At 70.5% G+C, this 25,608-nt stretch carries 23 protein-coding genes; 17 read left to right on the top strand and 6 right to left on the bottom strand.

The genetic code is table 11. The features are described 5' to 3' along the window. Window positions 1-8: 8 nt before the first annotated feature. On the top strand, window positions 9-1,082 hold the full coding sequence (locus tag SJY07_RS11020; RefSeq protein WP_380159068.1) for an aldose epimerase family protein: 1,074 nt from the start codon (window positions 9-11) through the stop codon (window positions 1,080-1,082). 20 nt (window positions 1,083-1,102) lie between these two features. On the opposite strand, the gene SJY07_RS11015 is transcribed toward SJY07_RS11020, so the two are convergent. Then, entirely contained in the window at window positions 1,103-1,615 is a 513-nt protein-coding gene (locus SJY07_RS11015) for a CGNR zinc finger domain-containing protein (RefSeq protein WP_380159066.1), read from the bottom strand. Window positions 1,616-1,676: 61 nt separating this feature from the next. On the opposite strand from SJY07_RS11015, the gene SJY07_RS11010 reads away from it, so the two are divergent. Beyond that, a complete protein-coding gene (locus SJY07_RS11010; protein WP_380159064.1) occupies window positions 1,677-2,834 on the top strand; it encodes an epoxide hydrolase family protein in 1,158 nt (385 codons plus the stop codon). A 7-nt stretch (window positions 2,835-2,841) separates the two neighbouring features. Here the strand turns inward: SJY07_RS11010 and SJY07_RS11005 are convergent, their stop codons facing one another. Together SJY07_RS11005 and SJY07_RS11000 are read right to left on the bottom strand one after the other, a co-directional pair. Continuing rightward, entirely contained in the window at window positions 2,842-3,885 is a 1,044-nt protein-coding gene (locus SJY07_RS11005) for an esterase-like activity of phytase family protein (protein ID WP_380159062.1), read from the bottom strand. 77 nt (window positions 3,886-3,962) lie between these two features. Further along, on the bottom strand, window positions 3,963-5,201 hold the full coding sequence (locus SJY07_RS11000; RefSeq protein WP_380159060.1) for a TolB family protein: 1,239 nt from the start codon (window positions 5,199-5,201) through the stop codon (window positions 3,963-3,965). 79 nt (window positions 5,202-5,280) lie between these two features. On the opposite strand from SJY07_RS11000, the gene SJY07_RS10995 reads away from it, so the two are divergent. From SJY07_RS10995 to SJY07_RS10975, 5 genes are all read left to right on the top strand, one after another. Beyond that, window positions 5,281-6,102 (top strand): DNA-formamidopyrimidine glycosylase family protein, encoded by an 822-nt coding sequence (locus SJY07_RS10995; protein ID WP_380159058.1) that lies wholly within the window; start codon window positions 5,281-5,283, stop codon window positions 6,100-6,102. Between the two features lie 160 nt (window positions 6,103-6,262). Then, a complete protein-coding gene (locus SJY07_RS10990) occupies window positions 6,263-7,183 on the top strand; it encodes a sugar ABC transporter permease (protein WP_328294232.1) in 921 nt (306 codons plus the stop codon). After that, complete coding sequence (locus SJY07_RS10985) at window positions 7,180-8,085, top strand: carbohydrate ABC transporter permease (protein WP_328294233.1); 906 nt, start codon at window positions 7,180-7,182, stop codon at window positions 8,083-8,085. The genes SJY07_RS10990 and SJY07_RS10985 overlap by 4 nt, the downstream gene beginning before the upstream one ends. 27 nt (window positions 8,086-8,112) lie before the next feature. Next, window positions 8,113-9,477 carry an ABC transporter substrate-binding protein gene (locus SJY07_RS10980; protein WP_328294234.1) on the top strand — a complete coding sequence of 455 codons (1,365 nt, stop codon included), beginning with the start codon at window positions 8,113-8,115 and terminating at the stop codon, window positions 9,475-9,477. A gap of 4 nt (window positions 9,478-9,481) precedes the next feature. Then, entirely contained in the window at window positions 9,482-10,408 is a 927-nt protein-coding gene (locus SJY07_RS10975; RefSeq protein ID WP_380159055.1) for a glycerophosphodiester phosphodiesterase, read from the top strand. An 18-nt stretch (window positions 10,409-10,426) separates the two neighbouring features. On the opposite strand, the gene hisS is transcribed toward SJY07_RS10975, so the two are convergent. Together hisS and SJY07_RS10965 are read right to left on the bottom strand one after the other, a co-directional pair. Next, a complete protein-coding gene (gene hisS, locus SJY07_RS10970; protein WP_380159053.1) occupies window positions 10,427-11,701 on the bottom strand; it encodes a histidine--tRNA ligase in 1,275 nt (424 codons plus the stop codon). A gap of 52 nt (window positions 11,702-11,753) precedes the next feature. Continuing rightward, window positions 11,754-12,725: a sugar-binding transcriptional regulator gene (locus tag SJY07_RS10965; RefSeq protein ID WP_380159051.1), complete on the bottom strand. Its 972-nt coding sequence runs from the start codon at window positions 12,723-12,725 to the stop codon at window positions 11,754-11,756. A gap of 186 nt (window positions 12,726-12,911) precedes the next feature. On the opposite strand from SJY07_RS10965, the gene SJY07_RS10960 reads away from it, so the two are divergent. From SJY07_RS10960 to SJY07_RS10945, 4 genes are all read left to right on the top strand, one after another. Next, complete coding sequence (locus tag SJY07_RS10960; protein ID WP_380159049.1) at window positions 12,912-14,399, top strand: ABC transporter substrate-binding protein; 1,488 nt, start codon at window positions 12,912-12,914, stop codon at window positions 14,397-14,399. Between the two features lie 103 nt (window positions 14,400-14,502). Continuing rightward, window positions 14,503-15,474, top strand: a complete 972-nt coding sequence (locus SJY07_RS10955; RefSeq protein ID WP_380159047.1) for a carbohydrate ABC transporter permease — start codon at window positions 14,503-14,505, stop codon at window positions 15,472-15,474. A gap of 83 nt (window positions 15,475-15,557) precedes the next feature. Next, the gene (locus tag SJY07_RS10950) at window positions 15,558-16,367 is read left to right on the top strand and encodes a carbohydrate ABC transporter permease (protein ID WP_380162266.1); all 810 of its coding nucleotides are present in this window, start codon (window positions 15,558-15,560) and stop codon (window positions 16,365-16,367) included. A gap of 34 nt (window positions 16,368-16,401) precedes the next feature. Further along, a complete protein-coding gene (locus SJY07_RS10945) occupies window positions 16,402-17,895 on the top strand; it encodes a mannitol dehydrogenase family protein (RefSeq protein WP_380159045.1) in 1,494 nt (497 codons plus the stop codon). A 93-nt stretch (window positions 17,896-17,988) separates the two neighbouring features. On the opposite strand, the gene SJY07_RS10940 is transcribed toward SJY07_RS10945, so the two are convergent. Continuing rightward, the gene (locus tag SJY07_RS10940) at window positions 17,989-18,957 is read right to left on the bottom strand and encodes an aldo/keto reductase (protein ID WP_328294242.1); all 969 of its coding nucleotides are present in this window, start codon (window positions 18,955-18,957) and stop codon (window positions 17,989-17,991) included. Window positions 18,958-19,098: 141 nt separating this feature from the next. On the opposite strand from SJY07_RS10940, the gene SJY07_RS10935 reads away from it, so the two are divergent. The 6 genes from SJY07_RS10935 to SJY07_RS10910 all read left to right on the top strand — a co-directional run bounded on the left by SJY07_RS10935 (window position 19,099) and on the right by SJY07_RS10910 (window position 25,582). Next, window positions 19,099-20,214 (top strand): Gfo/Idh/MocA family oxidoreductase, encoded by a 1,116-nt coding sequence (locus SJY07_RS10935; protein ID WP_328294243.1) that lies wholly within the window; start codon window positions 19,099-19,101, stop codon window positions 20,212-20,214. 28 nt (window positions 20,215-20,242) lie between these two features. Continuing rightward, window positions 20,243-21,130, top strand: a complete 888-nt coding sequence (locus SJY07_RS10930) for a sugar phosphate isomerase/epimerase family protein (protein WP_380159042.1) — start codon at window positions 20,243-20,245, stop codon at window positions 21,128-21,130. 214 nt (window positions 21,131-21,344) lie between these two features. Continuing rightward, window positions 21,345-22,346, top strand: coding sequence for an ABC transporter permease (locus tag SJY07_RS10925; protein WP_380159040.1), 1,002 nt, complete (start codon window positions 21,345-21,347; stop codon window positions 22,344-22,346). Further along, the gene (locus tag SJY07_RS10920) at window positions 22,343-23,281 is read left to right on the top strand and encodes a carbohydrate ABC transporter permease (RefSeq protein ID WP_380159038.1); all 939 of its coding nucleotides are present in this window, start codon (window positions 22,343-22,345) and stop codon (window positions 23,279-23,281) included. Before SJY07_RS10925 ends, SJY07_RS10920 begins: the two co-directional genes overlap by 4 nt. Before the next feature lie 49 nt (window positions 23,282-23,330). Next, complete coding sequence (locus SJY07_RS10915; protein ID WP_380159036.1) at window positions 23,331-24,998, top strand: extracellular solute-binding protein; 1,668 nt, start codon at window positions 23,331-23,333, stop codon at window positions 24,996-24,998. A gap of 155 nt (window positions 24,999-25,153) precedes the next feature. After that, window positions 25,154-25,582, top strand: coding sequence for an Hsp20/alpha crystallin family protein (locus SJY07_RS10910; protein WP_380159034.1), 429 nt, complete (start codon window positions 25,154-25,156; stop codon window positions 25,580-25,582). The last annotated feature ends 26 nt before the right edge of the window (window positions 25,583-25,608 follow it).

Raw genomic sequence — 25,608 nt, 5'->3', positions numbered from 1 at the left:
TCGGGCGCGTGGAGAACCCGGTGGGAACCGTGACCGTCGAGCAGGCCTGGGGAACGTTCGAGGACGGAACCCCGATCGCGCGCTGGGTCCTGGACGACGGGAGGGTGCGGGTCGGCCTCGTCGAGCACGGCGCGAGGATCCAGTCGGTGCTCGTCCCCGACCGGGACGGGAACCTCGTCGACGTCGTCCTCGGGTTCTCCGACCTTGCGCCCTACACCGCCAAGGGACGCTCCTTCGGGGCGACGATCGGGCGGTTCGCCAACCGCATCCGGGGCGGGACGTTCACCCTCGACGGGATCAGCTTCGCCGTCCCGCCGACCGACCGCGGCAACGCGATCCACGGCGGACCGCACCCGTTCTCGGAACGGCGCTGGAGCGCCCACCCCGTCGAGGGGGCCTGCGGGGTCCGGTTCTCGCTGCTCAGCCCCGACGGCGACAACGGGTTCCCCGGCAACCTGTCGGTGCACGTCAGCTACGTCCTGCGCGGTGGTGTCCTCACCGTCCTCGCGAGCGCGACCACCGATTCGACGACCGTCGTGAACCTCACGAACCACGCCTACTGGAACCTCGCGGGCGACGGAGCGGGGACGGTCGACGCGCAGCTCGTGCAGGTCGCCGCCGACCGCTTCCTCCCCGTCGACGACAGCGGACTGCCGACGGGTGAGTTCCGTCCCGTCGAGGGCACCCCGTTCGACCTCCGCGAACCCGTTCCGGTCGGCTACCGCGTCGACCTCGAGGACGAGCAGCTGGCCCGCGGTAAGGGTTTCGACCACTGCTTCGTCCTGGCCGACGTCCCCGGCGGGCGCCGTGACGTGACGTTCGCGGCCAAGGTCGAGGAACCCGTCTCCGGGCGGACCCTCGAGGTCTGGACCGACCAGCCCGGGGTGCAGTTCTTCACCGGGGGCTCACTGGCCGGGACGCTCGTGGGCAAGGCGGGGCAGACCTACGGGCCGCGGGCCGGGTTCGCCCTGGAAGCCCAGGGTTTCCCCGACGCCCCGAACCACCCCGAGTTCCCGACGACCGTCCTGCAGCCCGGCGAGGAGTTCCGCACCGTCACCGAGTTCCGCTTCGGCCTGACCTGAGCGCTCCCGGACCCCGGTGGTCACCCCCGGGCCCGGCGGTAGGTCCGCGTCTTGTGGCGGTTGCCACAGACCTCCATCGAGCACCACCGTCCGCCACCGTTGCGGGAGGTGTCGTAGAACGCCCAGCGGCAGTCCTCGGACGCGCAGAGCTTCAGCCGGCTCCAGCGGCCCGAGGCGACGCTGACGGCCACCGTCTCGACGAGGGTGTCGAGACCGTCGACGCCGGTCTGCGCGGCCACCCGCAGACTCCCCGACGGGTCCGCGACCAGGCGCAGCGGGAAGCGGTCCAACGCGGGTTCGCTCCCCAGCAGGGCCGCGCGCAACGCTGAGCGCAGCGCCCTGGCCGTGGTCACGTCGGCCGGGCGGACCGGGTCCCCGGCGAGGTCGCGGTCGTCCAGCCAGGCCGACAGGTCCTCGGGCGAGGTGAGTGCGTCCCGACGGAGGTGCTGTTCGCCGTGCCGGCTGAACGTCCGTTCGTCGAGGGTGTTGAGGAACTGCTCCACGACCTCGAGGTCCACGACCGGTGCGTTCACGACACCAGCTTACGGCGTCACCGGTGTTGCCTCGCGGCGACACCGGCTATAGCCTCCACTGGTGTCGACTTCACGGCTGTCCCCGGACGCCCGCCCGCTGCTCGCCGTCCCCGACGCCGAGCTGGAGGACCTCCGATCGCGCCTGCGCGCGACGCGCTGGGCCGCGGCCTGGCCGCTCCCCGCCTGGCAGGCCGGCACCGACGGCGGCGAACTGCGCCGCCTCGTCGCCCACTGGGCCGACGGGTACGACTGGCGCGCCCAGGAGGCGGCGCTGAACGCCCTTCCGTCCCGGTTCGCCGAGATCGACGGGACGCTCGTGCACCACCTGGTCTTCGAGGGCGAGCGCGCCGACGCGTTGCCCGTCGTCCTCACCAACGGCTGGCCGAGTTCCTTCCTCGAGCACACGGAGTTCGCCCGGCGCCTGACGCACCCGTCGGAGTTCGGCGGGGACGCCCGTGACGCCCTCACCGTGGTCGTCCCGTCCCTGCCGGGGTTCACGTTCTCCGGACAGCGTCCGGACCTCGAGAACTCGCTGCCCACGCACGAGCTCTGGCACCGGCTCATGCACGACGAACTCGGCTTCGAGCGCTACGGCGCCCACGGCAGCGACCTGGGGGCCGGCGTCACCGGCCGGCTCGGTCAGGCGCACCCCGAGGCCGTCGTCGGCATCCACCTCCTCGACGTGGACTCCCGCCACGACGAAGCCGACGGGGAACTCGACGAGGACGAGCGGGCCTACCTCGACGGTCTCGCCGCGTGGCGGGAGGCGGAGGGGGCCTACGGCCACCAGCACAGCACCCGTCCGCTCACCCTCGCCCAGGGGTTGAGCGATTCCCCGTCCGGGCTGCTGGCCTGGATCCTCGAGAAGTACCGTGCCTGGAGCGACGGCGACGGCGATCCCGCCGCGAAGTTCGGTGACGAGTTCCTGCTCACCCAGGCCTCGTTGTACTGGTTCACGAACTCGATCTCCACCTCGTTCCGGCCGTACTACGAGAGCGGCAACGGATTCCTGCCCCCGCTGGAACGGGTCACCGTCCCGACCGCGGTCGCCCTGTTCCCCGCCGACCTCGGAGCCCCGCCGCCGCGGAGCTGGGTGGAACGCCGGTACCACCTCACGCGGTACACGCGGATGCCGCGCGGCGGTCACTTCGCGGCCCGCGAGGAACCCGGGCTGCTCGCCGAGGACGTCCTCGCCTTCTTCCGCGACACGGTGGGGTGACGGCGGTTCAGGACGTCCGGACGGGGAGGGTGACGTCGAGGTCGTAGAACCGGGTGGTCTGGGTGGGGCGCTGGTTGTCGTCGCTGACCAGCAGCAGGTGCAGGCGGCGGTCGCCCTGGTTCGACACCAGGGCCATGCCCTCGACGTTGTCCAGCAGCGGGTTCAGCTGCGGTTGTTCCGCGACCGCCCCGAGCGTCGGGCAGGTCACGAGGTCGGCCAGCAGGGTCTTGGCCAGCACGGGGCTGTCGGTGGTCAGGCTCTGGACGGAGCCCACGTCGGTCCCGGTCGCCGGGTCCGCGACGTAGAGGCGGACCGTGTTCCCGACCTGGGCGATGAACTCGCGTTCGACCAGGACCAGCCGGCCGTCGGGGGTCGCGATCAGCTCGGGAACGCCGAGACCCGGGTCGGCCTGGTAGGCGTACTGCGCAGCGAGGGCGAACGGAGCGGTCAGGTCGGCGCGGTGCCAGGTCTGGATCCGCAGCACACCGTCGGCGTCCCCCAGCAGTTCCTGCTCGTCGTCGGCGAAGAGCGTGAGCCCGTCGGCCGACAAGGTCAACCCCTCGAGGGACAGGTTCTCCTGAGCCCGCCCGGCGGGGGCGACCTGCAGTTCCGGGGGGAGCGGCAACGCACCCAGGAGCGTCCCGTCGGCCGTGTAGTGCCGGACCGAGGGACCGGACTCCGAGGACACCCAGAGGGTTCCGTCCCGGTCGGCGACCAGGCCTTCGCTGTCCAGTTCGGCGCCCTCCTCGTCGCGGAGCGCCACGACAGCGGTGGGGTTGCGGTCAGCGTCGAGGGTGAACAGCTCCGAGCGGTCCGAGAGGGCCAGCAGCGAGCCGTCCGGCCTCGGGGCGAGGGCCGACAGGTTCGCGACCGGCGTTCCCGCGAACGTGGTCTCGTCGAGGTGGTCGTCGAAACCCGTCAACGCGACGGCGGTGCTGCACCGGGCGGTGGTGGCGGCGGCCTTCCCGGTGGTGCCCGCGTTCGCGGCCCCGGACGCGGCGAGGGTGCAGACGGTGGCGAGGACGACGGCGGACGCGAGGGATCTCTTCACAGGCGAGCACGCTAGGAGCTGCGGGGCGGGGTCCTCGGCGACCTCCCGGGGAACGTCGGGCGAAACCTCGCCGACGCTCAGTCGATCGAGGAGTCGGTGGACCAGGCGGGGGTGGCGACGAGCGAACCCACCGCCGCCGCCCGCCGCTGCAGACCGACCACCGAGAACGACGACAGCACGGCCCCGGCGACGACGAACCCGATCCGCAGTCCCAGCGGCCACGGCCCGCGGTCGACGTCGCCACCCGCGACGAGCTGCGCCCGCGGCAGCAGGGCCGTCGCCAACGTCACGTCCCGCACCGCGTAGCGCGCGCCCGCCGTGGGCACCGACGCCCACACCGAGGTGTCCCCCTCGGCGAGGTCCGCGCGCAGCAGCCGCTGGTCGCCGTCGCCGACGGACGTCAGGGGGGCCGGGACGAGCAGTTCGGTCCGGGAGAGCCAGCCCAGGACCCGACCGCCGGAGGGCACCGGCGCGGGGACCACGGCCGTCGCCGCGACCGGGACGAACCTGACCTGGTCACGCACGTCGTCGAAGACGGCGAGCAGGGACCCGTCGGGGGACCAGGCGGCGCCCCCGGCGATCCGGGCGCGGTCCGGGGCGAGGAGCTGGTCCACCGTCCGCCCCGAGCGGTCCAGCACCCGGATCCGCGGTGACCCTGGGGACTGCACGGCGACCCGCGACCCGTCCGGGGAGAACGCGGCCGCGGTGACGTCGTCCGTGAGCACTTCCGAGCGGCCGCTGCGGGTGTCCAGGACGAAGAGCGGACCCGCGACGGCGGACTCGACGACGTTCGTGGCGTCCGCCCCGACGTAGGCGAGGTAACGGCTGTCCTGGCTCCACGCCACGGGCACGACGCCCCGTGCCGCCGGCAGTCGAACCACGCGCTCGGCCCCGGTGGCGGTGGTGATCTCCACGAGGTCCGTCGCGGCGGGGGTGGCGCGCCGCTCGCCGACGACGACGAGCGACCCGTCGGGGGACAGCGTCGCCGGCGCCGGGTCGCCGAGGACGTCTCCCCGTCCGCGGTCGAGGGCCACGTCCACCGTGCGGGTGCCGCGGCCGTCACTGCCCTGGACCAGGACCTGCGGGGTCCCGGCGATCCCGACGCCCGCGCCCTGCCGGTAGAGGGCGACCCCCCGACCGAGCGGGGACCGGGTGGAGTCGGCGGTGAGGTGGCTGGAACCGGGGAAGACCCGGGGGACCGAGACCCGGGCGGGGACGTTGCGTCGGCCGGCACCGGCACCGACCGCCAGCACGACCGCGATCCCGAGGACGAGGACCAGGAACCCCACGAGAGCGGGCAGCCGGCGCGAGGTCATGCCCCAGCTTCTCCCCGTGAGGCGGCCGTGGCCATCCCGTCGGCGTGCGGATCCGTCGCCGGACCCCCACCGTGGTCGGGTGCCCGAAGGAGACACCGTGTACCGGCTGGCCCGTCGCCTCGACGCGCAGCTGTCCGGGCACCGGCTGACCTCGGCCGACCTCCGCGTCCCCCGCTTCGCGACGCTGGACCTGACGGGTGCCGTCGTCCTCGGGACCGTCTCCCGGGGGAAGCACCTGCTCACCCGCTTCGACGTCGGTGGGAGTTCGCTCACCGGACCGACGACGTTGCACACCCACCTCCGGATGGACGGCGAGTGGTCGGTGCTCGGCCCCGGGAAGCGACTGCCGCAGCGGTTGCTGCCCGACGTCCGCGTCCGGCTGAGCACGGAGGGTCCGACGGCGCTGGCGTTGCGGATGCCGGTCGTCGAGGTCCTGCCCACCGACCAGGAGGCGAGCGTCGTCGGCCACCTCGGACCGGACCTGCTCGACGCCGCGACCCCGGTCGAGGACCGGGTCCGGGTCGCGGTCGAGAACCTCCGCCGGCGTCCGGAGCGCGGCCTCAAGGCGGCCCTGCTCGACCAGCGCAACCTGGCGGGGATCGGCAACCTCTGGGCCGACGAACTCTGCTACCTGCGCGGTCACGACCCCTGGACCCCGGCCGGGACCGTCGACCTCGAGCGCATCGTCCGCCTCGCCGTGAAGCTGCTGACGTTCTCCGTCAGCCCGACCGGCGCGATGCAGGTCACGACGGGGGACACCCGACCCGGCCACCGGCACTGGGTCTCGGGACGGGCGGGAGCGCCCTGCCGCCGCTGCGGCACCCCGATCGCGGTCCGCGCCGAGGTCCCGGGGGACCCCGAGCAGCGCCGCACCTGGTGGTGCCCCAGCTGCCAGCGCTGACGCCCCGGTGAACCGCCGGTGACGTGCGGGCACCCCGGGACGGGGTCAGGTGAACAGTCGATGTCCGTTGCCCGGAGGCCCTCCGGAATCGTGGGGCGGGCCCCCGGCGCGAACTAGTGTTCCCAACGTCCAGCTCACTCCTTCCTGGGAGGAGGTCGCCTTGACGACCCTCCACCAGGTTCCCGCCCAGCGCCAGCGCTCCATCCCCTGGCGCTCGTGGGGAACCTTCCTGCTCCTCGCTGGGCCCAACGTCGCGCTCCTGGTCCTGTTCGTCTACAAGCCGCTGATCCAGAACGTGCAGTACTCGCTGCTGCACTGGAACCTGGGTTCGGACACGGCGACGTTCATCGGCCTGCAGAACTACCTGAACTACTTCCACGACCCGAAGACGCCCGCGGTCCTGCTGACGACGGCGATCTTCGCGGTCGTCACCGTCGGCGGGTGCATGTCCATCGGTCTCGCGCTCGCCCGCCTCCTCGACCGGAAGCTGCACGGACGGACGTTCGTCCGCGCCGCGGTGTTCGCGCCCTACGTCCTGTCGGGTGTCGCCGTCGGCATGTGCTGGCTGTTCGTGTTCGACCCCCAGTACGGCCTCGTCTCGGGGTTGCTGCGGGGACTCGGGATCACGTCGCCGAACTGGTACAACGACCCGCAGTGGTCGCTGGCCATGGTCTGCATCGTCTACCTGTGGAAGTACGTCGGCTACGTCGCCATCATCTACCTGGCCGCCCTGCAGTCGGTCCCGGACGACATCCTGGAAGCCGCCCAGATCGACGGGGCCTCCCCGCTGCGGACGTTCTGGTCGATCATCTTCCCGCTGCTCTCGCCCACCACGTTGTTCCTCACCGTCACGGTGTTCATCGAGTCGAACTCCGGTGGCTCGTTCGACATCATCCGGGCGATGACCAAGGGCGGGCCCCTGGAGGGGACGACCACCATGGTCTACCAGGTCTACCAGGAGGCGTTCGTCGACGGTTCCGCCGGGTACGCCTCCGCGATCGCGACCCTGCTGTTCGTCGGGTTGCTGCTCGTCACCCTGGTCCAGATGGTCTTCGTCGAGCGGAAGGTGCACTACCGGTGAGCGTCGACGTCCCCCGCAAGACCTCCGCGGGCGCACCGCGGATCCCCGCCCAGCGCGGCGCCCGGCCGGCCGCCGGTGAACCCCGGCGCCGGGTCGACGTCGTCGGCTACGCCTGCCTCGTGGTGGCGGCGCTCATCATGGTCGTGCCGTTGCTGTGGATGGTGTTCGCGTCCTTCAAGCAGCGCAACGAGATCTACACGATCCCGACCCGGTGGCTGCCGGAGTCCCTGGACCTCGCGAACTACCTGGACGTCTTCGCGACCGTGCCCTTCGGGCACTTCCTGCTGAACAGCGTCATCACCACCGTCCTCGGCGCCGGGCTCAAGGTCGTCCTCGGGCTGATGTGCGCCTACGCCCTGGTGTTCGTGGAGTTCCCCGGGAAGCGCCTCGTCTTCCTGCTGGTCCTCGCGGCCCTGATGGTGCCGCCGCAGGTCACGCTCATCCCGAACTACACCCTCACCGCCCAGCTCGGCTGGTTGAACACCTACCAGGGGATCATCCTGCCGGGCCTGGCCAGTTCGCTGGGGACCTTCCTCTTCCGCCAGCACTTCCAGACGTTCCCGGTCTCCGTCCTGGAGGCCGCGACCCTGGACGGTGCGGGCCACTGGCGCCGGCTGTGGGGGTTCGTCGTACCGCTGTCCGCGCCGACCGTCTCCGCCGTCGCGCTCGTCTCCGTCGTCAGCGAGTGGAACCAGTACCTCTGGCCGCTGCTGGTGACCGACAGCGGGAGCATGATGACCCTGCCCGTGGGTCTGACCCTGCTGCAGAACAACGACGGCATCACCAACTGGGGCGTGCTGATGGCCGGCACGGTGCTCGTGATGCTCCCCATCCTGCTCGTCTTCGTCTTCTTCCAGCGTCGACTCGTGGCCGGTCTGGCCACGGGCGCGCTCGCGAACTGACCACCCCGTAGAACTCAGGAGAACCCCGTGAACACCTCGTCCCACGTGCTGCCCCGACGCGGCGTCCTCGCCCTGGCCGGAGCCGGTGCGGCCGCTCTCGGCCTCGCCGCCTGCTCCGGCCCCTCGACCGCCTCCACCGGCGACTCCGCCGCGTCCGTCGCGGCGAAGACCGACTGGACCAAGGTGACCCCGGCCGACACCGTGACGGTGTGGACGAACCACCCCGGTTCCTCGCAGGCCGTCGAGGCGGAGTTCCTCAAGCGCTTCGCCACCTCGAACCCCGACATCACGGTGAACTTCGTGACCGCGGGCGCGAACTACGACGAGATCTCCCAGAAGTTCCAGGCCGCCCTCACCGGTGACGACCTCCCCGACCTCGTCCTCCTCAGCGACGTCTGGTGGTTCCGCTACGCCCTCAACGGCCAGCTCACCCCGCTCGGCGACGTCCTGTCCGGCGCCGGGGTGGACGTCGCGAACTACAACCCGGGCCTCCTGGGGGACTACCAGTACGCCGACGCGCAGTGGGCGGTCCCCTACTGCCGTTCGACGCCGGTCTTCTACTACAACAAGGCGCACTGGAGCGCGGCCGGTCTGCCCGACCGCGGCCCCGACACCTGGGACGAGTTCCAGCAGTGGTTGCCGAAGCTGGCCGCCGCGGGTACCGGCGCGCAGGCGCCCTACGGTCTCGGCAAGGGCACCGGGAACGCGAGCTGGATCCACCAGAGCATGATCTGGGGCATGGGTGGCGCACTCAGCGACGACTGGAAGATGACCGTCGACAGCGACCCGGTCCTCAAGGCCAGCGACTACCTGCGCAACTACGTCACGCAGGGCTGGGCGGCCGTCTCCTCCTCCGACCAGGCCTCCGACTTCGGTGCGGGCCTGTACTCCTCCGTCATCGGTTCCACGGGTTCGCTGTCCGGCATCCTCAAGGCCGCGAACTTCGAGGTCGGCAACGCCTTCCTGCCCGGCGGCGCCGCGGGCCGGTTCACCCCCACGGGTGGCGCCGGCTTCGCCATCCCGGCCAAGCGGTCCCCCGAGCAGCAGCTCGCGGCGGCCACGCTGCTGAAGTTCCTCGCCGAGGACGACAACACCGCCTACTTCTCCCAGAACACCGGGTACATGCCCGTCACGACGGGCGCCGTGAACTCCTCCACCATGCAGGAGGTCTACGCGCAGACCCCGCTGTTCAAGACCGCCGTCGACCAGCTCGAGAACGTGCGCAAGCAGGACAACGCCCGGGTCTTCGTCCCCGGCGGCGACCAGTCCACGGTCACCGCGTGGGAGAAGGTCATGCTGCAGGGCACGGCGTCGAAGGACGCCTGGGGCACCGCCCAGGACGAGATCGAGCGCTCCTACGAGTCCGACGTCAAGCCTCTCGTGAAGGCCTGACCCGATGGCCCGCCCGCTCGTGATCGCGCACCGCGGGTACTCCGCGGTGGCACCGGAGAACACGCTCGCCGCCTTCGAGGCGGCACTACGGGCCGGCGCCGACCTGCTGGAGCTCGACGTCCACCTCGACGCCGACGGGGTGCCGGTGGTCGTGCACGACGGCACCCTGGACCGCACCACGGACACCCGCGGTTCCGTGGAGGAACTCGGCAGCGCGCGCGTGCGGGCGGCCGACGCCGGGGCGTGGTTCGCCCCGGCGTTCGCCGGCCAGCGGGTGCCGACCCTGCGGGAGGTCGTCGACGTGGTCGCCCGCTACCCGCAGGCCGGTCTCCTCGTGGAGTTCAAGGGGGCCTGGGGCCCGGCAGCGGCGTCCGGTGCCGTGGGGTCGTTGCGCCTCGCCGGGGTGGCCGGGCGCAGCATCGTCCAGAGCTTCGACCGGTCGAGCGTCGCCGCGTTGCGCGACGTGGCCCCGGACGTGCAGCGGGCCCTGCTCGTGTTGCAGCCCGGTCCGCCGATGGGTTGGGCCGAGCTGGAACAGTCCCTCCGCGACATCGCCCAGAACCCGTTCACCGCGTTGTCCACCCCCACCGGGGTGGCCTACGAACAGGCCAGGCGGGCGGTCGCGGAACTGGGGGTGGTGGCGGTCAACCCCTACGTCGCCAGCATCGTCGCCAGCCCCCACGTCGTCGCCGAGTACCACGCGGCCGGCGTCGCGACCTACCCCTACACCGTCGACGAACCCCGGTTGTGGAGCGATCTGCTGCACCACCGCGTCGACGGCATCATCACCAACGACCCCGGCCGCCTCCGCGGTTTCGTCGACGCCCGCGAGGTGCGCCTCGTCCAGGACGGCGCGACGGAGGAGCGGCAGGAGCTGACCGTCGCCGCGACCCGGCAGGGCCACGCCGCCCGCCGCCTCACCTCCGCCTGACGGTTCCCCGGACCTGCCTCAGGAGGTCGTGAGGTCGCTGGGGTCGCCGAACTCCAGGGTCCCGTCCTCGGCCACCCGGGCCCGCACGACCCGGGAGTACCCCTCGGCGACGAGCGCGTCGAAGAGGGGCTGCATCCGCTTGGCCTGCTTCACCAGGGCGACCCGGGCGCCTGCGGCGATGAGTTCCTGCTGCTTGCGCAGCAGTTCCCCGGGGTTCGCCCCGGCCGGGTGGACGAGGGCGATCGCGGGGGTCTCCTCGTCACCGGAGGACAGTTCGTCCACGATGCGCTCGAAACCGATCGAGAACCCCGCGGCCGGCAGGTCGCGGCCGGAGAACCGGCCGACCATGTTGTCGTAGCGGCCGCCGCCGGCGATCGAGGACGAGCTGCCCGGCATCGACATCTCGAAGATCGGGCCCGTGTAGTACCCCATCCCGCGCACCAGGGTGACGTCGAACTGCACGTCGAGGCCGGGGGCGGACAGGGCGAGGGCGTCGGCGATCTCGCGGAGCCGGACGACGACCTCGGTGGGGACGGCCTCGGGCAGCGCGGACTCGAGGACGCCCGGGGTGCGGACGTCGCGCAGCGGCAGCAGTTCGGTCAGCGACTTCTCCAGCGCGGAGACCGACCCCTCGTCGAACCCCTTGGACCGCAGTTCCGCGAGGACCCCGTCGAGCCCGACCTTGTCGGCCTTGTCGACGGTGATGAGCACACTGCCGTGGGTGTCCTCGGCGAAACCGCACCCGGTGAGCAGTCCCGTCAGGACACCCCGGTCGTTGAGGCGCAGCGTCGTGCCCGTGAGGCCGAGGCGTGTCAGCGCGGTGTGCGTCGCGGTCACGAGCTCGACCTCGGCCAGGCTGCCGGGTTCGCCGACGATGTCGATGTCGCACTGCACGAACTGGCGGTAGCGACCCTTCTGCGGACGCTCCGCCCGCCAGACCGGCCCGATCTGCAGCGCCTTGAACGGCATCCGCAGCGCCGCCGCGTTCGAGGCGACGTAGCGGGTGAGGGGCACGGTGAGGTCGAAGCGCAGACCCAGGTCCGCGGCGTCGCCGGGCAGCAGGGCCTGCTCGGCCGCGAGCCCCCGGCGCATGACCTTGAACAGCATCTTCTCGTTCTCGCCACCCTGCCCCGACTCCAGCCGGGACAGTTCCTCCAGCGCCGGCGTCTCGACCTCGTCGAAGCCGAAGGAGCGGTAGACCTCGCGGATCACGTGCAGCGCGTGCTCCCGGCGGGCCTTGTCGACGGGGAGGATGTCACGCATGCCCCGCGCGGGGACGACCTTCGCTGCCATGCCCCCATCGTAGGAGAGGCGACCGGAGGCTCCGTCCGCGCGCGTGGCGGGGTCAGGGCTGGGCGAGGACGGCGCGCGCCAGGGAGGTGTGGGTGATCAGGGTCGAGACGATGCCGCTGCGCAGCGCGGTCGCGGTGGCCTCGCCGCGCTGGTCGCCGCAGGCCATCGCGATGACGTCCGGGGTCGCCCGCAGCTGCGGACCGGTCACCCCGATGACGCGGTCGGTGAGGGCGTCCACCTCCTTGCCGTCGCGGTCCAGCAGGACCCCGGTGATCTCGGCGACGACCCCGGCCTGGGAGAGCGCGTCGCGATCGGCGTCCCCGAGGGAGTCCAGCGCCGTGGACTCACCCGGGCGCCAGGCCCCCACGGACACGACGGCCTTCGTCAGCCGGTCGAGTTCGGCCAGCGCCTCGCTGATGCCGGACTGCGAGCGCAGCCCGTCGGCGGTGGCGGCGTCGGGGACGGCGAGGGGTGCGTAGAAGGTCGTGGAGGAGGATCCCGTCGCCTCCGCCATCCGCCGGACGAGCTCGACGGCGCTCTCCTCCACGTCCGGGCGCGGCAGAGCACCGGAGAGCTGGACGAAGCGGCAGCCGATGTTCGCCCCGACGGAGGCGGCCAGCAGGGAGATCGTGCGGCCCCAGGCGAGCCCGACGACGTCCTCGGCCGTGACGCTCTCCTCCAGCAGGCCCGCGGTGAAGTTCGCGACGGCCCGGCGCTGACCCACCACGGTGTCCTCGTCGGGTTTCACGACGTAGACCGCCCGCACGCCGAAGCGCTCGCGCACCGCGTCGGCGAGCTCTCCGTCCAGGGAACTCGGGACGATCACCTCGATCTGCACGAGACCGGCCTCCTGGGCGTCCGCCAGCAGGCGGGCGACCTTGAACCGGCTCACCCCGAGCTGCTTGGCGATCTCGACCTTGGTCAGGCCCTCGACGTAGAAGCGCCGGGCGGCGGCCGCCGCGAGTGCGAGCGCACTCGTGGACATCCGTCGCGAGGCGGTACCGCGGGCCGGCGTCTTCGCCATGGCACCTCCTTCGCCGACCGTGGTGTCCGGCCGGGCTGACGTCGGGTGGAGAACGGGCAGTACGAGTTGACAGCTGTGTGCGACGCGGGTCACGATCAGCACAGCTGAGAGTAGCCCGCTCATTTGAGCGGTTGCAACGGCCGCGAGCCGGAGCACCTTGTCGACGAAGACACTGGAGGGGACACGATGGCTGGACGTCAGGGCCTGTCGAAGAAGGACGCCGCACCGGGCGCGTCCACGTCGGCGGCGAACTCGCCGCTGAGCCGCCGCGCAGCCACGACACTGAGCCGCCGCGCAGCCACCACACTGAGCCGCCGGGCAGCTCTGGGTGGCGCGGCCGGTGTCGGTACCGCCGCTGCGCTGAGCGCCTGCTCGGGCGCCGGCGGCGGGACCACGGGCGGCGGCGGTGGTGGCGGCGACAGCAAGACGATCAACGTCATCATGGTCAACAACCCGCAGATGGTGGACCTGCAGAAGCTCACCGCGGACAACTTCACCAAGGACACCGGCATCACCGTGAAGTACACGGTCCTGCCCGAGAACGACGTCCGCGACAAGATCAGCCAGGAGTTCTCCAGCCAGGCCGGTCAGTACGACGTCGCGTCGATCTCCAACTACGAGGTCCCGTTCTACTCCAAGAACGACTGGCTCGCCCCGATGGACGACTTCATCAAGGCGGACTCCGCGTTCGGTCAGGACGACATCCTCAAGCCGCTGGCCACCGCGCTCACCGGCGACGACGGCAAGGTCTACGGCGAGCCGTTCTACGGCGAGTCCTCGTTCCTCATGTACCGCAAGGACGTCTTCGAGGCCAACGGCATCACCATGCCGGACAAGCCGACCTGGGACGAGGTCGCGGGTTTCGCGGCCCAGCTCGACGGCAAGACGCCCGGCATGAAGGGCATCGCGCTGCGCGGCCAGCCCGGTTGGGGCCAGGTCTTCGCCCCGCTCACGACGGTCGTCAACACCTTCGGTGGCACCTGGTTCGACGAGGACTGGACCGCCCAGGTCAACGCCCCGGAGTTCGTGGCCGCGACGAAGTTCTACGTCGATCTCGTCACGGCCCACGGCGAGTCCGGCGCCCCGCAGGCCGGGTTCACCGAGTGCCTCAACGGCATGACCCAGTCGCAGGTCGCCATGTGGTACGACGCGACCTCCGCCGCCGGTTCGCTGGACGCCAGCGGTTCCCCGGTGGCCGGCAAGATGGGCTACGTCGCCGCGCCGGTCAACCAGACCGACTCCTCGGGCTGGCTGTACACCTGGGCGTGGGGCATCCAGAAGGCCTCCAAGAACCAGGAGAACGCCTGGAAGTTCGTCTCCTGGGCCTCCAGCAAGGAGTACGAGGAACTCGTGGGCAAGCAGGTCGGCTGGGCCAGCGTGCCCGCGGGCAAGCGCACCTCGACCTACGAGAACGCCGACTACCAGAAGTCGGCCGCCCCGTTCTACAAGGCCACCCAGGACGCCATCAACGCCGCGAACCCGGAGGACCCGGGTGTGCAGAAGCGTCCGGCCGCCGGCATCCAGTTCGTGGCCATCCCCGAGTTCGCCGACATGGCGACCCAGGTCTCCCAGCTCGTGTCCTCGGCCATCGCCGGTCAGATGAGCGTCGAGGACGCCCTCGACCAGGGCCAGGACCTCGCGACCAAGCTGGTCAGCGACAAGTACAAGAAGTGAGTCGTCGCCGCGACCCCCGGGTTCCCCGGGGGTCGCGGTCCCTCGTTCGGCCCCGGCCCCGTCAGTGGGTTCCCCTCCCCGGAAGCACAGAGGACGTCCTTCCATGAGCACATCGAGCACCACGGCTGACAACCTCTCCAAGGTGGGGCCGGACAGGCCCCAGCGCAACGCGGGTCAGGCGCGCAGAGCCGCCGACTGGGCCCGCCGGGCGCCCCTCCTCCCCGCGCTGCTGTTCACGATCGTCGTGACGCAGTTGCCGTTCCTGGCGACCATCGTCATCTCGTTCATGAACTGGAACTCCTACTACCCGCAGGACCGCGGGTTCGGTGGCATCTCCAACTACGTCTCGGTCTTCACGAACGCCCAGCTCCGCGGTGCGGTGTGGAACACCGTCCTGCTGACCGTCACCGTCGTCGCGGTCAGCCTCGTCCTGGGCATGCTCATCGCCCTGCTGCTGGACCGGAAGTTCATGGGCCGCGGGGCCGTCCGCACGATGATGATCGCGCCGTTCCTGGTCGTCCCGATCGCGGCTGCGCTGCTGTGGAAGCACGCCCTGTTCAACCCGAACTACGGCCTGCTCAACGGCACGCTCAACGCGATCTGGAAGCTCTTCGGCTCCGACGGCGCACCCCAGGTCGACTGGCTCTCGACCGCCCCGAAGATCGCCATCGAGGTCTCCCTCATCTGGCAGTGGACCCCGTTCATGATGCTGATCCTGCTCGCCGGCCTGCAGTCCAAGCCGGCCGACGCCGAGGAGGCCGCCCGCATGGACGGCGCCACCGGGTTCCAGATCTTCCGCTACCTGACCTTCCCGCACCTGCGCCAGTACCTCGAACTCGGCGGTCTGCTCGGGGCCATCTACATCGTGCAGAACTTCGACGCCGTGTTCACCATCACCGCCGGTGGTCTGGGCACCGCGAACCTGCCGTACACGATCTACCAGACCGTGTTCTCCGCCCACGACTACGGCCTCGCCTCGGCGATGGGTGTCGTCGTCGTCATCGCCACCATCATCGTCGCGAACTTCGCCCTGCGCGTCGTCGCGAGCATGTTCAAGCAGGAGGCCGGTCGATGAGCACCATCGCGAACAGTGGGACGCTCAAGGCGAACACCAACGCCCACGTCCCGACCTCGAAGCGGGAACAGCGTGCCCGCGAGATGAACCGCAGCAAGCCGATCTGGGGTCTCATCGCCTGGATCGTCGGCATCCTCTTCGTGCTGCCGGTCCTGTGGATGGTCCTCACCTCGCTGCACTCCGAGACCGACGCGGCGACCAACCCGCCGTCGATCGCCGCCGGGCTGACCCTCGACGGGTACCGCTCGTTCTTCTCCGCGCAGCCCGCCGCACCGCTCATCAACTCGGCGATGGCGTCGGTCATCTCGACCCTGATCGTCCTGGCCCTGGCGATCCCCGCGGCGTTCGCGCTCTCGATCCGTCCGGTCCAGAAGTGGACCGACGTCATGTTCTTCTTCCTGTCGACGAAGTTCATGCCGCTCGTCGCCGGGCTGCTGCCGTTGTACCTGTTCGCGACCAAGACGGGCACGCTGGACAACATCTGGCTGCTGATCGTCCTCTACACCTCGATGAACCTGCCCATCGCGGTCTGGATGATGCAGTCGTTCCTGGCCGAGGTCCCCGGCGAGATGCTCGAGGCGGCCTCCATCGACGGCGCCGGGCTGATCCGGATGCTCTGGTCGATCGTCCGTCCCGTCGCCATGCCGGGGGTGGCCGCCACGGCGCTCATCTGCTTCATCTTCAGCTGGAACGAACTGCTGCTGGCGCGGACCCTGACCGGGACGATCGCCGGCACCGCCCCGGTGTTCCTCACCGGTTTCGTCACCAGCCAGGGCCTGTTCCTGGCGCAGCTGTGCGCCGCGGCGACCGTCATCTCGCTGCCGGTCCTCGTGGCCGGGTTCGCCGCCCAGGACAAGCTGGTGCAGGGTCTGTCCATGGGTGCCGTGAAGTGACCCGCCCGTCCACCGCAACCCCTGGAGCGCTTCCGTGACCTCCACCACCACCGCACTGCCGCTGACCCCGGAGAACCTCGCCGCCATCGGCGAGCGCGTGCCCGTCCCCGGCTACGACCGGTCGCAGGTGACGCCCGGGATCGTCCACCTGGGGGTCGGTGGTTTCCACCGTGCGCACCAGGCGATGTACCTGGACCGCCTGATGAACGAGGGCAAGGCGCTGGACTGGGGCATCCGCGGCATCGGCGTGCTGCCGCACGACCGGCGGATGAAGGAGGTCATGGACGCCCAGGGAGGCCTGTACACCCTGGTGCTGAAGGACCCCGACGGTTCCCGCGAACCCCGCGTCATCGGTTCCATCCTCGACTTCATCCTCGCCCCCGAGGACACCGAGGGGGCGGTGGAGGCGATGGCCGACCCGCAGATCCGCATCGTCTCCCTCACGGTCACCGAGGGCGGCTACAACATCGACGCGGTCAGCGGCGAGTTCGTCCTCACCGAGGAGAAGGTCGCGGCGGACCTCGCCGACGACGCCGTCCCGCAGACGTCGTTCGGTCTGGTCACCGAGGCGCTGCGCCGTCGCCGCGACCGCGGGATCCCGCCCTTCACGGTGATGTCCTGCGACAACATCCAGGGCAACGGTCACGTCGCGCACCAGGTGTTCGTGGCGTTCGCGAAGGCCAAGGACGCCGAGCTCGGTACCTGGATCGACGAGCACGTGAAGTTCCCGAACTGCATGGTCGACCGGATCACCCCCGGCACCACCGACGACGACCGCGCCGAGGTGCGCGAGGCGTTCGGCGTCGAGGACGCCTGGCCCGTGGTCTGCGAACCGTTCGTGCAGTGGGTCCTGGAGGACGACTTCGGCCTCGGCCGGCCGCCCTACGAGGACGCGGGCGTCCAGGTCGTCGACGACGTCGAGCCCTACGAGCTGATGAAGCTCCGGCTGCTCAACGCCAGCCACCAGGCGCTGTGCTACTTCGGCTACCTCGCCGGTTACCGGCTGGTCCACGAGGTCGCCCAGGACCCGCTGTTCGCGACGTTCCTGCTCGGGTACATGGAACGCGAAGGGTCCCCGACCCTGGCCCCCGTCCCCGGGATCGACCTGGACGCCTACCGTCACGAACTCGTCAGCCGGTTCTCCAACGGCGAGGTCCGCGACACCGTGGCTCGGCTGTGCAACGAGAGCTCCGACCGCATCCCGAAGTGGTTGCTGCCGGTCGTCCGGCACCAGATCGCGCACGGCGGTGAGTTCTTCCGCGCCGCCGCCGTCGTGGCCAGCTGGGCCCGCTACGCCGAGGGGGTCGACGAGCAGGGCGAGCAGATCGAGGTGTCGGACCGCATCGCGGACCGCCTCGTGGCGACGGCCCAGCGCAACCGCACCGACCCGACGGCCTTCATCGCCGACCGGGCCCTCTTCGGCGACCTCGTCGACGACGAGGCGTTCGTCGCGGAGTACACCGCCACGCTGGCCTCGTTGCACGCCCACGGCGCCCGCGCGACCCTCGAGGCGATCGTCGCCCGCTGACCCCGTCCCGACTCCTGGGGAGCTCTCCACCCTTCCGGCGCTGCCGAAGGGTGGGAAGCTCCCCAGAAGTCGTTTCGGGGGGCGGGTGGGGCTTCAGAAGCCGGCGACCTCGTGGGGTTCGTAGGGGGCCTCGAGCTCGGCGACCTCGTCGGCGGTGAGCTCCAGCTCGATCGCCGCGAGGGCGTCCTCGAGGTGCTGGGGCTTGGTGGCGCCGACGATGGGGGCGACCACGACCGGGTTCTGCGCGACCCAGGCCAGCGCGACCTGGGCGCGGGAGACCCCGCGGCGCTCGGCGACCCGCGCCACCGCCGCGACCACGTCGGCGTCGGAGTCGCGGTAGAGGGTCTTGCCGAACTCGTCCTTCTCGGAGCGGTTCGTCGTGGCGTCCCAGTCGCGCGTGAGCTTGCCGCGGGCCAGCGGGCTCCAGGGGATGACCCCGACGCCCTCGTCGGCGCACAGCGGCAGCATCTCCCGCTCCTCCTCGCGGTAGAGGAGGTTGTAGTGGTCCTGCATCGTCGAGAACCGGGTCCAGCCGTTGAGGTCCTGCAGGTGCAGGGCCTTGGAGAACTGCCACGCCCACATCGAGCTGGCGCCGAGGTAGCGGACCTTCCCGGCCGCGACCACGTCGTGCAGGGCCTGCAGCGTCTCCTCGAGCGGGACGGTGGGGTCGAAGCGGTGGATCTGGTAGAGGTCGACGTAGTCCGTCCCGAGGCGGCGCAGCGAGTTGTCGATCTCGGTGAGGATCGCGTTCCGGGAGAGCCCCGCACCGTTGGGTCCCGGGCGCATGCGGCCGTGGACCTTGGTGGCGATGACGAGGTCCTCGCGGCGCGCGGCCTTGAGCAGGACGTCGCCCAGGATCTCCTCGCTGGAACCGTCGGAGTAGACGTTGGCCGTGTCGAAGAAGTTGACGCCGGCGTCGAGCGCGCGGTGCAGGAAGGGGGCGCTCTCCTCCGCGGGCAGCGTCCACCCGTGGTTGCCCCGGGCCGGGTCGCCGTAGCTCATGCACCCGAGGACGAGCCGGGAGACCTCGAGGCCGGTGTGACCGAGTTTCACGTAGTCCATGACGCGATCGTGCCCGATCACCCGTTCGGCTGCCTGCGCGGGCGGAGGAACGGGCGATCGAACGATCCGTGGTGATCGATCGATCTTGACCCTCGTCGGGGCGCTCCGGCACGGTGACGCCACTCGACGAGGAGTCCAAGCATGCCCCTTCCCCAGCACAGCAGAACCCGTTTCGCCGTCATCGGCGCGGGCGTCATCGCCCGTCAGCACGGCGCCGTCCTCGGCCAGCTGGCCGAGGAGGCCGAACTCGTCGCGGTGGTGGACCCGGTCGCGGAACGTGCCCAGGCCTTCGCCGCGGAGCACGGGGGTCAGGTCCACGCCACGCTGGCGCAGGCCCTGGCGGGCGTGCCCTTCGACGTCGCGGTCGTCTGCACCCCGACTGGTACCCACGGCGAGCTGACCGTGCAGGCGCTGGAGGCCGGCAAGCACGTCGTGGTCGAGAAGCCGGCGGAGATCTCGCCCGAGCGGATCGAGCAGATGGTCCGGGCCCGCGACCGCGCCGGCACCCTGGTCTCGGTCATCTCCCAGCACCGCTTCGACCCGGCGGCGGAGATCGTCGTGGCCGCGGTGGCCCGCGGGGAGTTCGGCCGGCTGACCTCCGCGACCGCCTCGATCGACTGGTGGCGCGGGCAGAGCTACTACGACTCCGGCGACTGGCGCGGCACGTGGGCGCTGGACGGCGGCGGGGCCCTCATGAACCAGGGCGTGCACACCGTCGACCTCCTGATCGCCACGATGGGCCGGCCGGTGGAGGTGTTCGGCTGGACGGCCGTCCGGGCCCACGAGCGCATCGAGGTCGAGGACGTCGCGACGGGTGTCGTGCGCTTCGAATCGGGGGCCATCGCGACCCTGCACGGTTCCACCGCCGTGTACCCGGGCCTGAGCACCCGGTTGCAGGTCCACGGCGACCGCGGCTCGGCCGTGATCGAGGACGACCGTCTCGTCTACTTCCACGCGACGCCGCCCGGTGGAGCACCGCAGGAGACGCTCATGGGCGCCCGCGGCACGGGCACCAACCAGGTCGAGCGCTTCGGTGGACCGGAGGCGACCGCGCCGGTGACCAGCCTCCCCGGCCGGATGTCCGACGCGCACCTGGCCCAGTACCGCAACGTCCTGGCCGCCCTGCGGGGTGAGGCGGAACTGCGGGTCGGCCTGGAGGAGAACCGCCTCGCGGTCGCCGTGATCACCGGCCTCTACGAGTCCGCCCGGACGTCGCGTCCGGTGACGCTGGCCCCCTCCCTGCAGAGAACCCCCTGACCGTCAGATCGAACGAGGAGAGACGACGATGACGTCTGGACGACCCGGCCGCAGGGTCGCGGCGAACCCCATCCCGTACTGGTCGCAGGCCGGGAAGACCCGGGAGGTCTTCGAGCAGGCCTTCCGCGACTTCCAGCAGATCGGTTTCACCGCGGTGAAAGCCGACCTCCCGGCCGGGATGAGCACGGGGGAGTACGCGGACTGGATCGCGGGTTTCGGGCTCAGTCCCTCGATCGGGCTCTTCAGCAGCGCGCTGGACGAGACCGTCGAGATGGCCGACGTGCTCGAGCAGGCCCGGCGCTTCGGCGCCGAACAGGCGGAACTCGGTCTCGACCGCACGATGCTCTCGTCGATGTCCCTGCCCGAACGCCTCGAGCGCCCGGCCGTCGGGGCCGAGTTCGACCAGGGCCGCCTCGACCGGGCGATCGAGAACGCCGGCCGGGTCTGCGCGGTGCTGATCACCGAGGGGGTCCGGCCGCTGCACCACTCCCACGTCGGGGGTGTGTTCGAGACCGAACACGAGATCACCTCCCTGCTGGACGACCTCGGACCCGACCTCATCGGTTTCGGGCCGGACACCGGGCACCTGCGGTGGGCGGGGATCGACCCCGTCGCCCTCGTCCGGCGCTACGCCGACCGCACCGGCGGGATCCACCTCAAGGACCTCTACCCCGACCACCTCGACGGGGCCGGCGGCGGTGGGACGTACCGCGAGAAGGCGAGCAGCGGGCGGTTGTGGGCGGAACCCGGACGGGGCGTGCTCGACCTCGGGGCGGTGCTCGACGCCCTCCCCGACGACTACGACGGGGACTACATGATCGAGGTCGACCACCCGAGCGTGGGTTCCCTCCACGAGTCCCACCGGATCTCGTGGGAGTGGGCGCGGGACCACCTCGCCGCGGTGACCGTTCCGTGACCTGAGGATCCCCGGATGCGTTGCGGCAGAGCATGACGCGCCTCGGGAAACCTTCCGTTGCGACCCCAGCCGTGCTAGCGTCGGAACGGCGATCGAGGTAAGCGTTTACCGCGGTGGTCGGGTCCCCAACGCCGGGAACCCGACCCGCAAGAACTCGGTACCCGAACTCGGACTGTCCGGCCAACCCCCGTGCAGGTGACGTGGCAGGAGCTCAATGGTGAGGTTCAACTCGACACGAGAGAAGACGGCGGGCGTGACGGCCTCGGCCGACCCGACCGTCTCGAAGTCGTCCGTGCCGGTGACGCGGAAACCGCGTCGGCGGCTGTCCCGCGACAAGTTGCTGCTGGTGGCGCTGGGGCTCCCCGGTGCGATCGCGCTGGTGGGGTTCCACTACGTCCCGCTGCTCGGCAACGTCATCGCGTTCCAGGACTACCAGCCCTACCTCGGCATCACCGAGGCGGACTGGGTGGGCTTCTCGAACTTCTCGTTCCTCTGGGACGGCAACCCCGAGTTCCGCAACGCGCTGTGGAACACGGTGATCCTCACCATCATCCAGACGGTGCTGATCTTCCCCGTTCCACTGGCCCTGGCGCTGGTCCTCAACAGCCTCGCCGGGGAGCGCCTGAAGCGGACGCTGCAGTCCATCCTCTACCTGCCGCACTTCCTGTCCTGGGTGATCGTCGTCGCGCTGTTCCAGCAGATGCTGGGCAACGCGGGGATGCTGAACACGTTCCTCGTCCAGCACGACTTCCCAATCGTCCAGATCATCGGGGCGCCCGAGCTGTTCAAGGCCCTCGTCACCAGCCAGGCGATCTGGAAGGACGCCGGCTGGGGGACGATCCTGTTCCTCGCGGCGATCTCCCGGATCGACCAGGAGCAGTACGAGGCGGCCGCCGTCGACGGGGCGAACGCACGACAGCGGTTGTGGTCCATCACGTTGCCGGCCCTCAAGGGCCTCATCATCCTGCTGCTCATCCTGCGCCTGGGCAGCAGCCTGTCCGTCGGTTTCGAGCAGATCCTGCTCCAGCAGGGCCCGGTCGGCCTGCAGGCCAGCGAGGTCCTCGACACCTGGGTCTACAACAACGGCATCCTCGGCGGGAACTGGGGGACCTCAGCGGCCGCCGGGCTGATCAAGGGGCTCGTCGGGGTGGTCCTGGTGATCGGCGCGAACAAACTGGCGCACCTGTTCGGTGAGAGAGGGGTGTACGAGAAGTGACCACCCTCGAGAACGCGACGATCGGTGACACCACCGAGGTACGCCGGGCGGACGGCAAGCGTCCCCCGTGGATGGAGAAGCCGAACGCCCTCACCCAGACGCTGAAGTTCATCGTCCTGGGCGTCGCGGTCGCCGTCGTCATCATCCCCTTCTGGTCGGTCATCGCGACCTCGCTGGCCGACCAGAAGACGATCAACGACGCCGGTGGCGGCATGGTGATGTGGCCCAAGGGGGTCAGCTTCGACGCCTACCACGCCGTCCTGTCCGGTGGGGTCGTCACCCGCGCGGTGGCGATCTCCGTGGGGGTCACCGTGGTGGGCACGCTGCTCTCCCTGGCGGCGACCGCCGGCCTGGCCTACTGGCTGTCGCGGCCGGGCGCGTTCGGGGCGAAACCCGTCCTGATGCTCGTCCTGGGCGCGGTGCTGTTCTCGCCCGGTCTGATCCCGAGCTACCTCGTGGTCAAGGAGTTCCACCTCCTGGACTCGTTGTGGTCGCTGATCCTGCCGGTGCTGGTCAACGCGTTCAACGTCATCGTCATGCGCGCGTTCTTCCAGGAGCTGCCCAAGGAGCTGTTCGAGTCGGCCGCCATCGACGGCGTGGGCGCGGTGACGACCCTCACCCGGATCGTGCTGCCGCTGTCCAAGGCCGTACTGGCCGTGATCGGGTTGTTCTACGCGGTCGCGTACTGGAACGCGTTCTTCAACGCCTTGCTCTACATCCAGTCCAGCGACAAGTGGCCGATGGCCCTGGTGCTGCGGACCTACGTCGTCAACCAGACGACGATCGGCGGCGACTCCGCCGGTGAGGCCCTGCCCCCGCAGCTGCCGTTGCAGATGGCCATCCTGGTCATCGCCATCGTGCCGATCCTGCTGGTCTACCCCTTCCTGCAGCGCCACTTCGCCAAGGGCGTGATGATCGGCGCCGTCAAGGGCTGAACGACCGCCCGCACCACCCACCAGCTTCGCAACGGGTCGAGGAGGATCCATGTCAGAGAGTGCATTCAGCCGCCGCAGTCTGCTCGCAGGGGCGGGGGGTGCTGCCGCCCTCGCCGCGGCGGGCGGCCTCGCCGGTTGCTCCAGCGGGGACAGCGGGTCCGGTGGGGGCGATTCGTCGGAGAACACCGCGGTCCTGCCCACCTACGTCGCCTACACGGGTCTGCAGCCGGACCTGCCGGGGACCGAGCAGGGCGTCGACCCGGCCTTCCGGAACTTCCCGGCCGACAACCCGAAGGCGGTGGCGGAGAAACCCGGGACCGGCCAGACCCTCACCGGGATGGCGAACATCTACTTCGCCGTCCCGCCCGGGGTGAGCAGCAACAGCTACTGGAAGGGTCTCAACGACCGGCTGGGGGTGGACCTGCAGCTGCAGATGGTCAGCAACGCCGACTACCTGCAGAAGTTCCCCACCACCATCGCCGGCAACGAGCTCCCCGACCTGCTGCAGGTGCCGAACGGTTCGCCGCCGCCCGTGCCGAACATGCCCCAGCTGCTCGAGAAGCGGTTCAGCGACCTCAGCGAGCACCTGTCCGGAGACGCCGTCAAGGAGTACCCGAACCTCGCCAACATCCCCACGCGGACGTGGAAGTCGACGGTCTACAACAACGGGATCTACGGCATCCCGATCCCCCGCGGGGCCATCGGCAGCTACCACTTCATCCGCGAGGACCTCTTCGAGAAGGCCGGGGTCTCGCCGGCGCCGCAGAGCTACGACGAGTTCGTCGACGCGACCAAGGCGCTCACCGACCCCAAGCAGCGCCGGTGGGCCTTCGGCCTGGTGAACCAGCCCCGCCAGCTCCTCGGCCGGATGAACGACGAGCCGAACATCTGGGCCGAGGAGGGCGGCAAGCTCACCCACATGTACGAGACGGAGCAGTACGCCCAGACGATCACCGACCTGATCGCGATGTGGAAGTCCGGCGTCATGCACCCCGACTCCTTCAACACGGCGAACCCGTTCAAGCAGTTGTTCAACGCCGGTACGGTCGCCATCAACGCCGCCGACGGGTACCCGGGCTGGATCCAGTACCAGCTCGACAACGCCTCGAACCCGGACTTCAAGCTGGGGCTCATGCCGGTGAACCTGCGCGACGGCAGCGGGCTGGCCCGCTGGAACTACGGCAGCGGCGTCTTCTCCATCACCCTGCTGAAGAAGCAGGACGACCCGGAGAAGCTGAAGCTCGCCCTGCGCGTCCTCAACTGGCTGGCCGCCCCGTTCGGCACCGAGGAGTACAAGTACCGCCTCTTCGGCCAGGAGGGCGTCGACCACACCGTGGACGCCGGCGGGAACCCGGTCCTCACCCCGACGGGGACGGCGAACACGGTGCTGCCGATCCGCTACCTCGCGGACAGTCCCTACAACATCTACGTCCCCGGCCGTCCGGACGACGCCGACACCCAGCACGAGTACCAGTCGCTGGAGATCCCCACCGGCGTCGCGAACCCCACGATCGGGCTGTACTCGAACACGGCCTCGACCGACAACGCGACCGCGGACAAGACGTTCAACGACAGCGTCAACGACATCATCCAGGAACGTCGTCCGTTCGCCGACCTCAAGACCCTGATCTCGACGTGGAAGAACTCGGTGGGGGACAAGATGCGCACCGAGTACCAGGACGCGCTGCAGAAGGCGGGGGCGATCGCCACGAGCTGACGACACGGAGGTTTCGCCGGGAACCCCGCCTCGACCAAGGTCCCGGGCGGGGCCCTTCCACCGTCGGCGAACGGGGGAAGTGAGTCGAGGGGACTCAGGTTGTGTCCCTCGAAGGCGCTCACCCCGAGCGCCGGGAACGTCCGAGGAGGACACTCATGAACACGCTGTCCGTGTGGCGCCGCAGCCCCTTCGAGACCCAGGCCCAGTTCGACTCGCTGGTCCGCAACAGCTTCGGGACCTCCACCGGGTTCCACCCGGCCGTCGAGGTCGGCCGCGACGGGGACGACGCCGTCGTGAAGCTGGAACTCCCCGGCATCGCCGAGGAGAACCTCCTGGAGGACGTCACCGTCGAGGTCGAGAAGGGCGAGCTCGTCGTCCGCGGTGAACGCAAGGACCCCCGCGAGGAGTCCGCGCGCCGCCGCACCGAGATCCGCTACGGCACCTTCCGCCGCAGCTTCACGCTGCCGACCTCCGTCACCGCGGAGTCGATCAGCGCGAGCTACGACGCGGGTGTCCTGACCGTCCGCGTCGCCGGGGCGCACACCACCGCGCAGCCGACCCGGATCGAGATCACCACCGTCTGAGCCGGCGCGCGCTGACGACCACCGGT

This window comes from Kineococcus sp. R86509, from assembly GCF_042466365.1.
GTDB lineage: Bacteria > Actinomycetota > Actinomycetes > Actinomycetales > Kineococcaceae > Kineococcus.
The sequence above is the reverse complement of the archived record's forward strand: the minus strand, read 5'-3'. Positions and strand labels throughout refer to the sequence as shown.

Excerpts from the sequence above, each read along its gene's own strand:
- SJY07_RS10915 (WP_380159036.1), top strand. The coding sequence starts at position 23,331 with ATGTCAGAGAGTGCATTCAGCCGCCGCAGTCTGCTCGCAGGGGCGGGG.
- SJY07_RS10975 (WP_380159055.1), top strand. The coding sequence starts at position 9,482 with ATGGCCCGCCCGCTCGTGATCGCGCACCGCGGGTACTCCGCGGTGGCA.
- SJY07_RS10935 (WP_328294243.1), top strand. The coding sequence starts at position 19,099 with ATGCCCCTTCCCCAGCACAGCAGAACCCGTTTCGCCGTCATCGGCGCG.
- SJY07_RS10955 (WP_380159047.1), top strand. The coding sequence starts at position 14,503 with ATGAGCACATCGAGCACCACGGCTGACAACCTCTCCAAGGTGGGGCCG.
- SJY07_RS10925 (WP_380159040.1), top strand. The coding sequence starts at position 21,345 with ATGGTGAGGTTCAACTCGACACGAGAGAAGACGGCGGGCGTGACGGCC.
- hisS (WP_380159053.1), bottom strand. The coding sequence starts at position 11,701 with ATGGCAGCGAAGGTCGTCCCCGCGCGGGGCATGCGTGACATCCTCCCC.
- SJY07_RS10965 (WP_380159051.1), bottom strand. The coding sequence starts at position 12,725 with ATGGCGAAGACGCCGGCCCGCGGTACCGCCTCGCGACGGATGTCCACG.
- SJY07_RS10960 (WP_380159049.1), top strand. The coding sequence starts at position 12,912 with ATGGCTGGACGTCAGGGCCTGTCGAAGAAGGACGCCGCACCGGGCGCG.
- SJY07_RS10940 (WP_328294242.1), bottom strand. The coding sequence starts at position 18,957 with ATGGACTACGTGAAACTCGGTCACACCGGCCTCGAGGTCTCCCGGCTC.
- SJY07_RS10910 (WP_380159034.1), top strand. The coding sequence starts at position 25,154 with ATGAACACGCTGTCCGTGTGGCGCCGCAGCCCCTTCGAGACCCAGGCC.
- SJY07_RS11000 (WP_380159060.1), bottom strand. The coding sequence starts at position 5,201 with ATGACCTCGCGCCGGCTGCCCGCTCTCGTGGGGTTCCTGGTCCTCGTC.
- SJY07_RS10930 (WP_380159042.1), top strand. The coding sequence starts at position 20,243 with ATGACGTCTGGACGACCCGGCCGCAGGGTCGCGGCGAACCCCATCCCG.
- SJY07_RS10950 (WP_380162266.1), top strand. The coding sequence starts at position 15,558 with ATGAACCGCAGCAAGCCGATCTGGGGTCTCATCGCCTGGATCGTCGGC.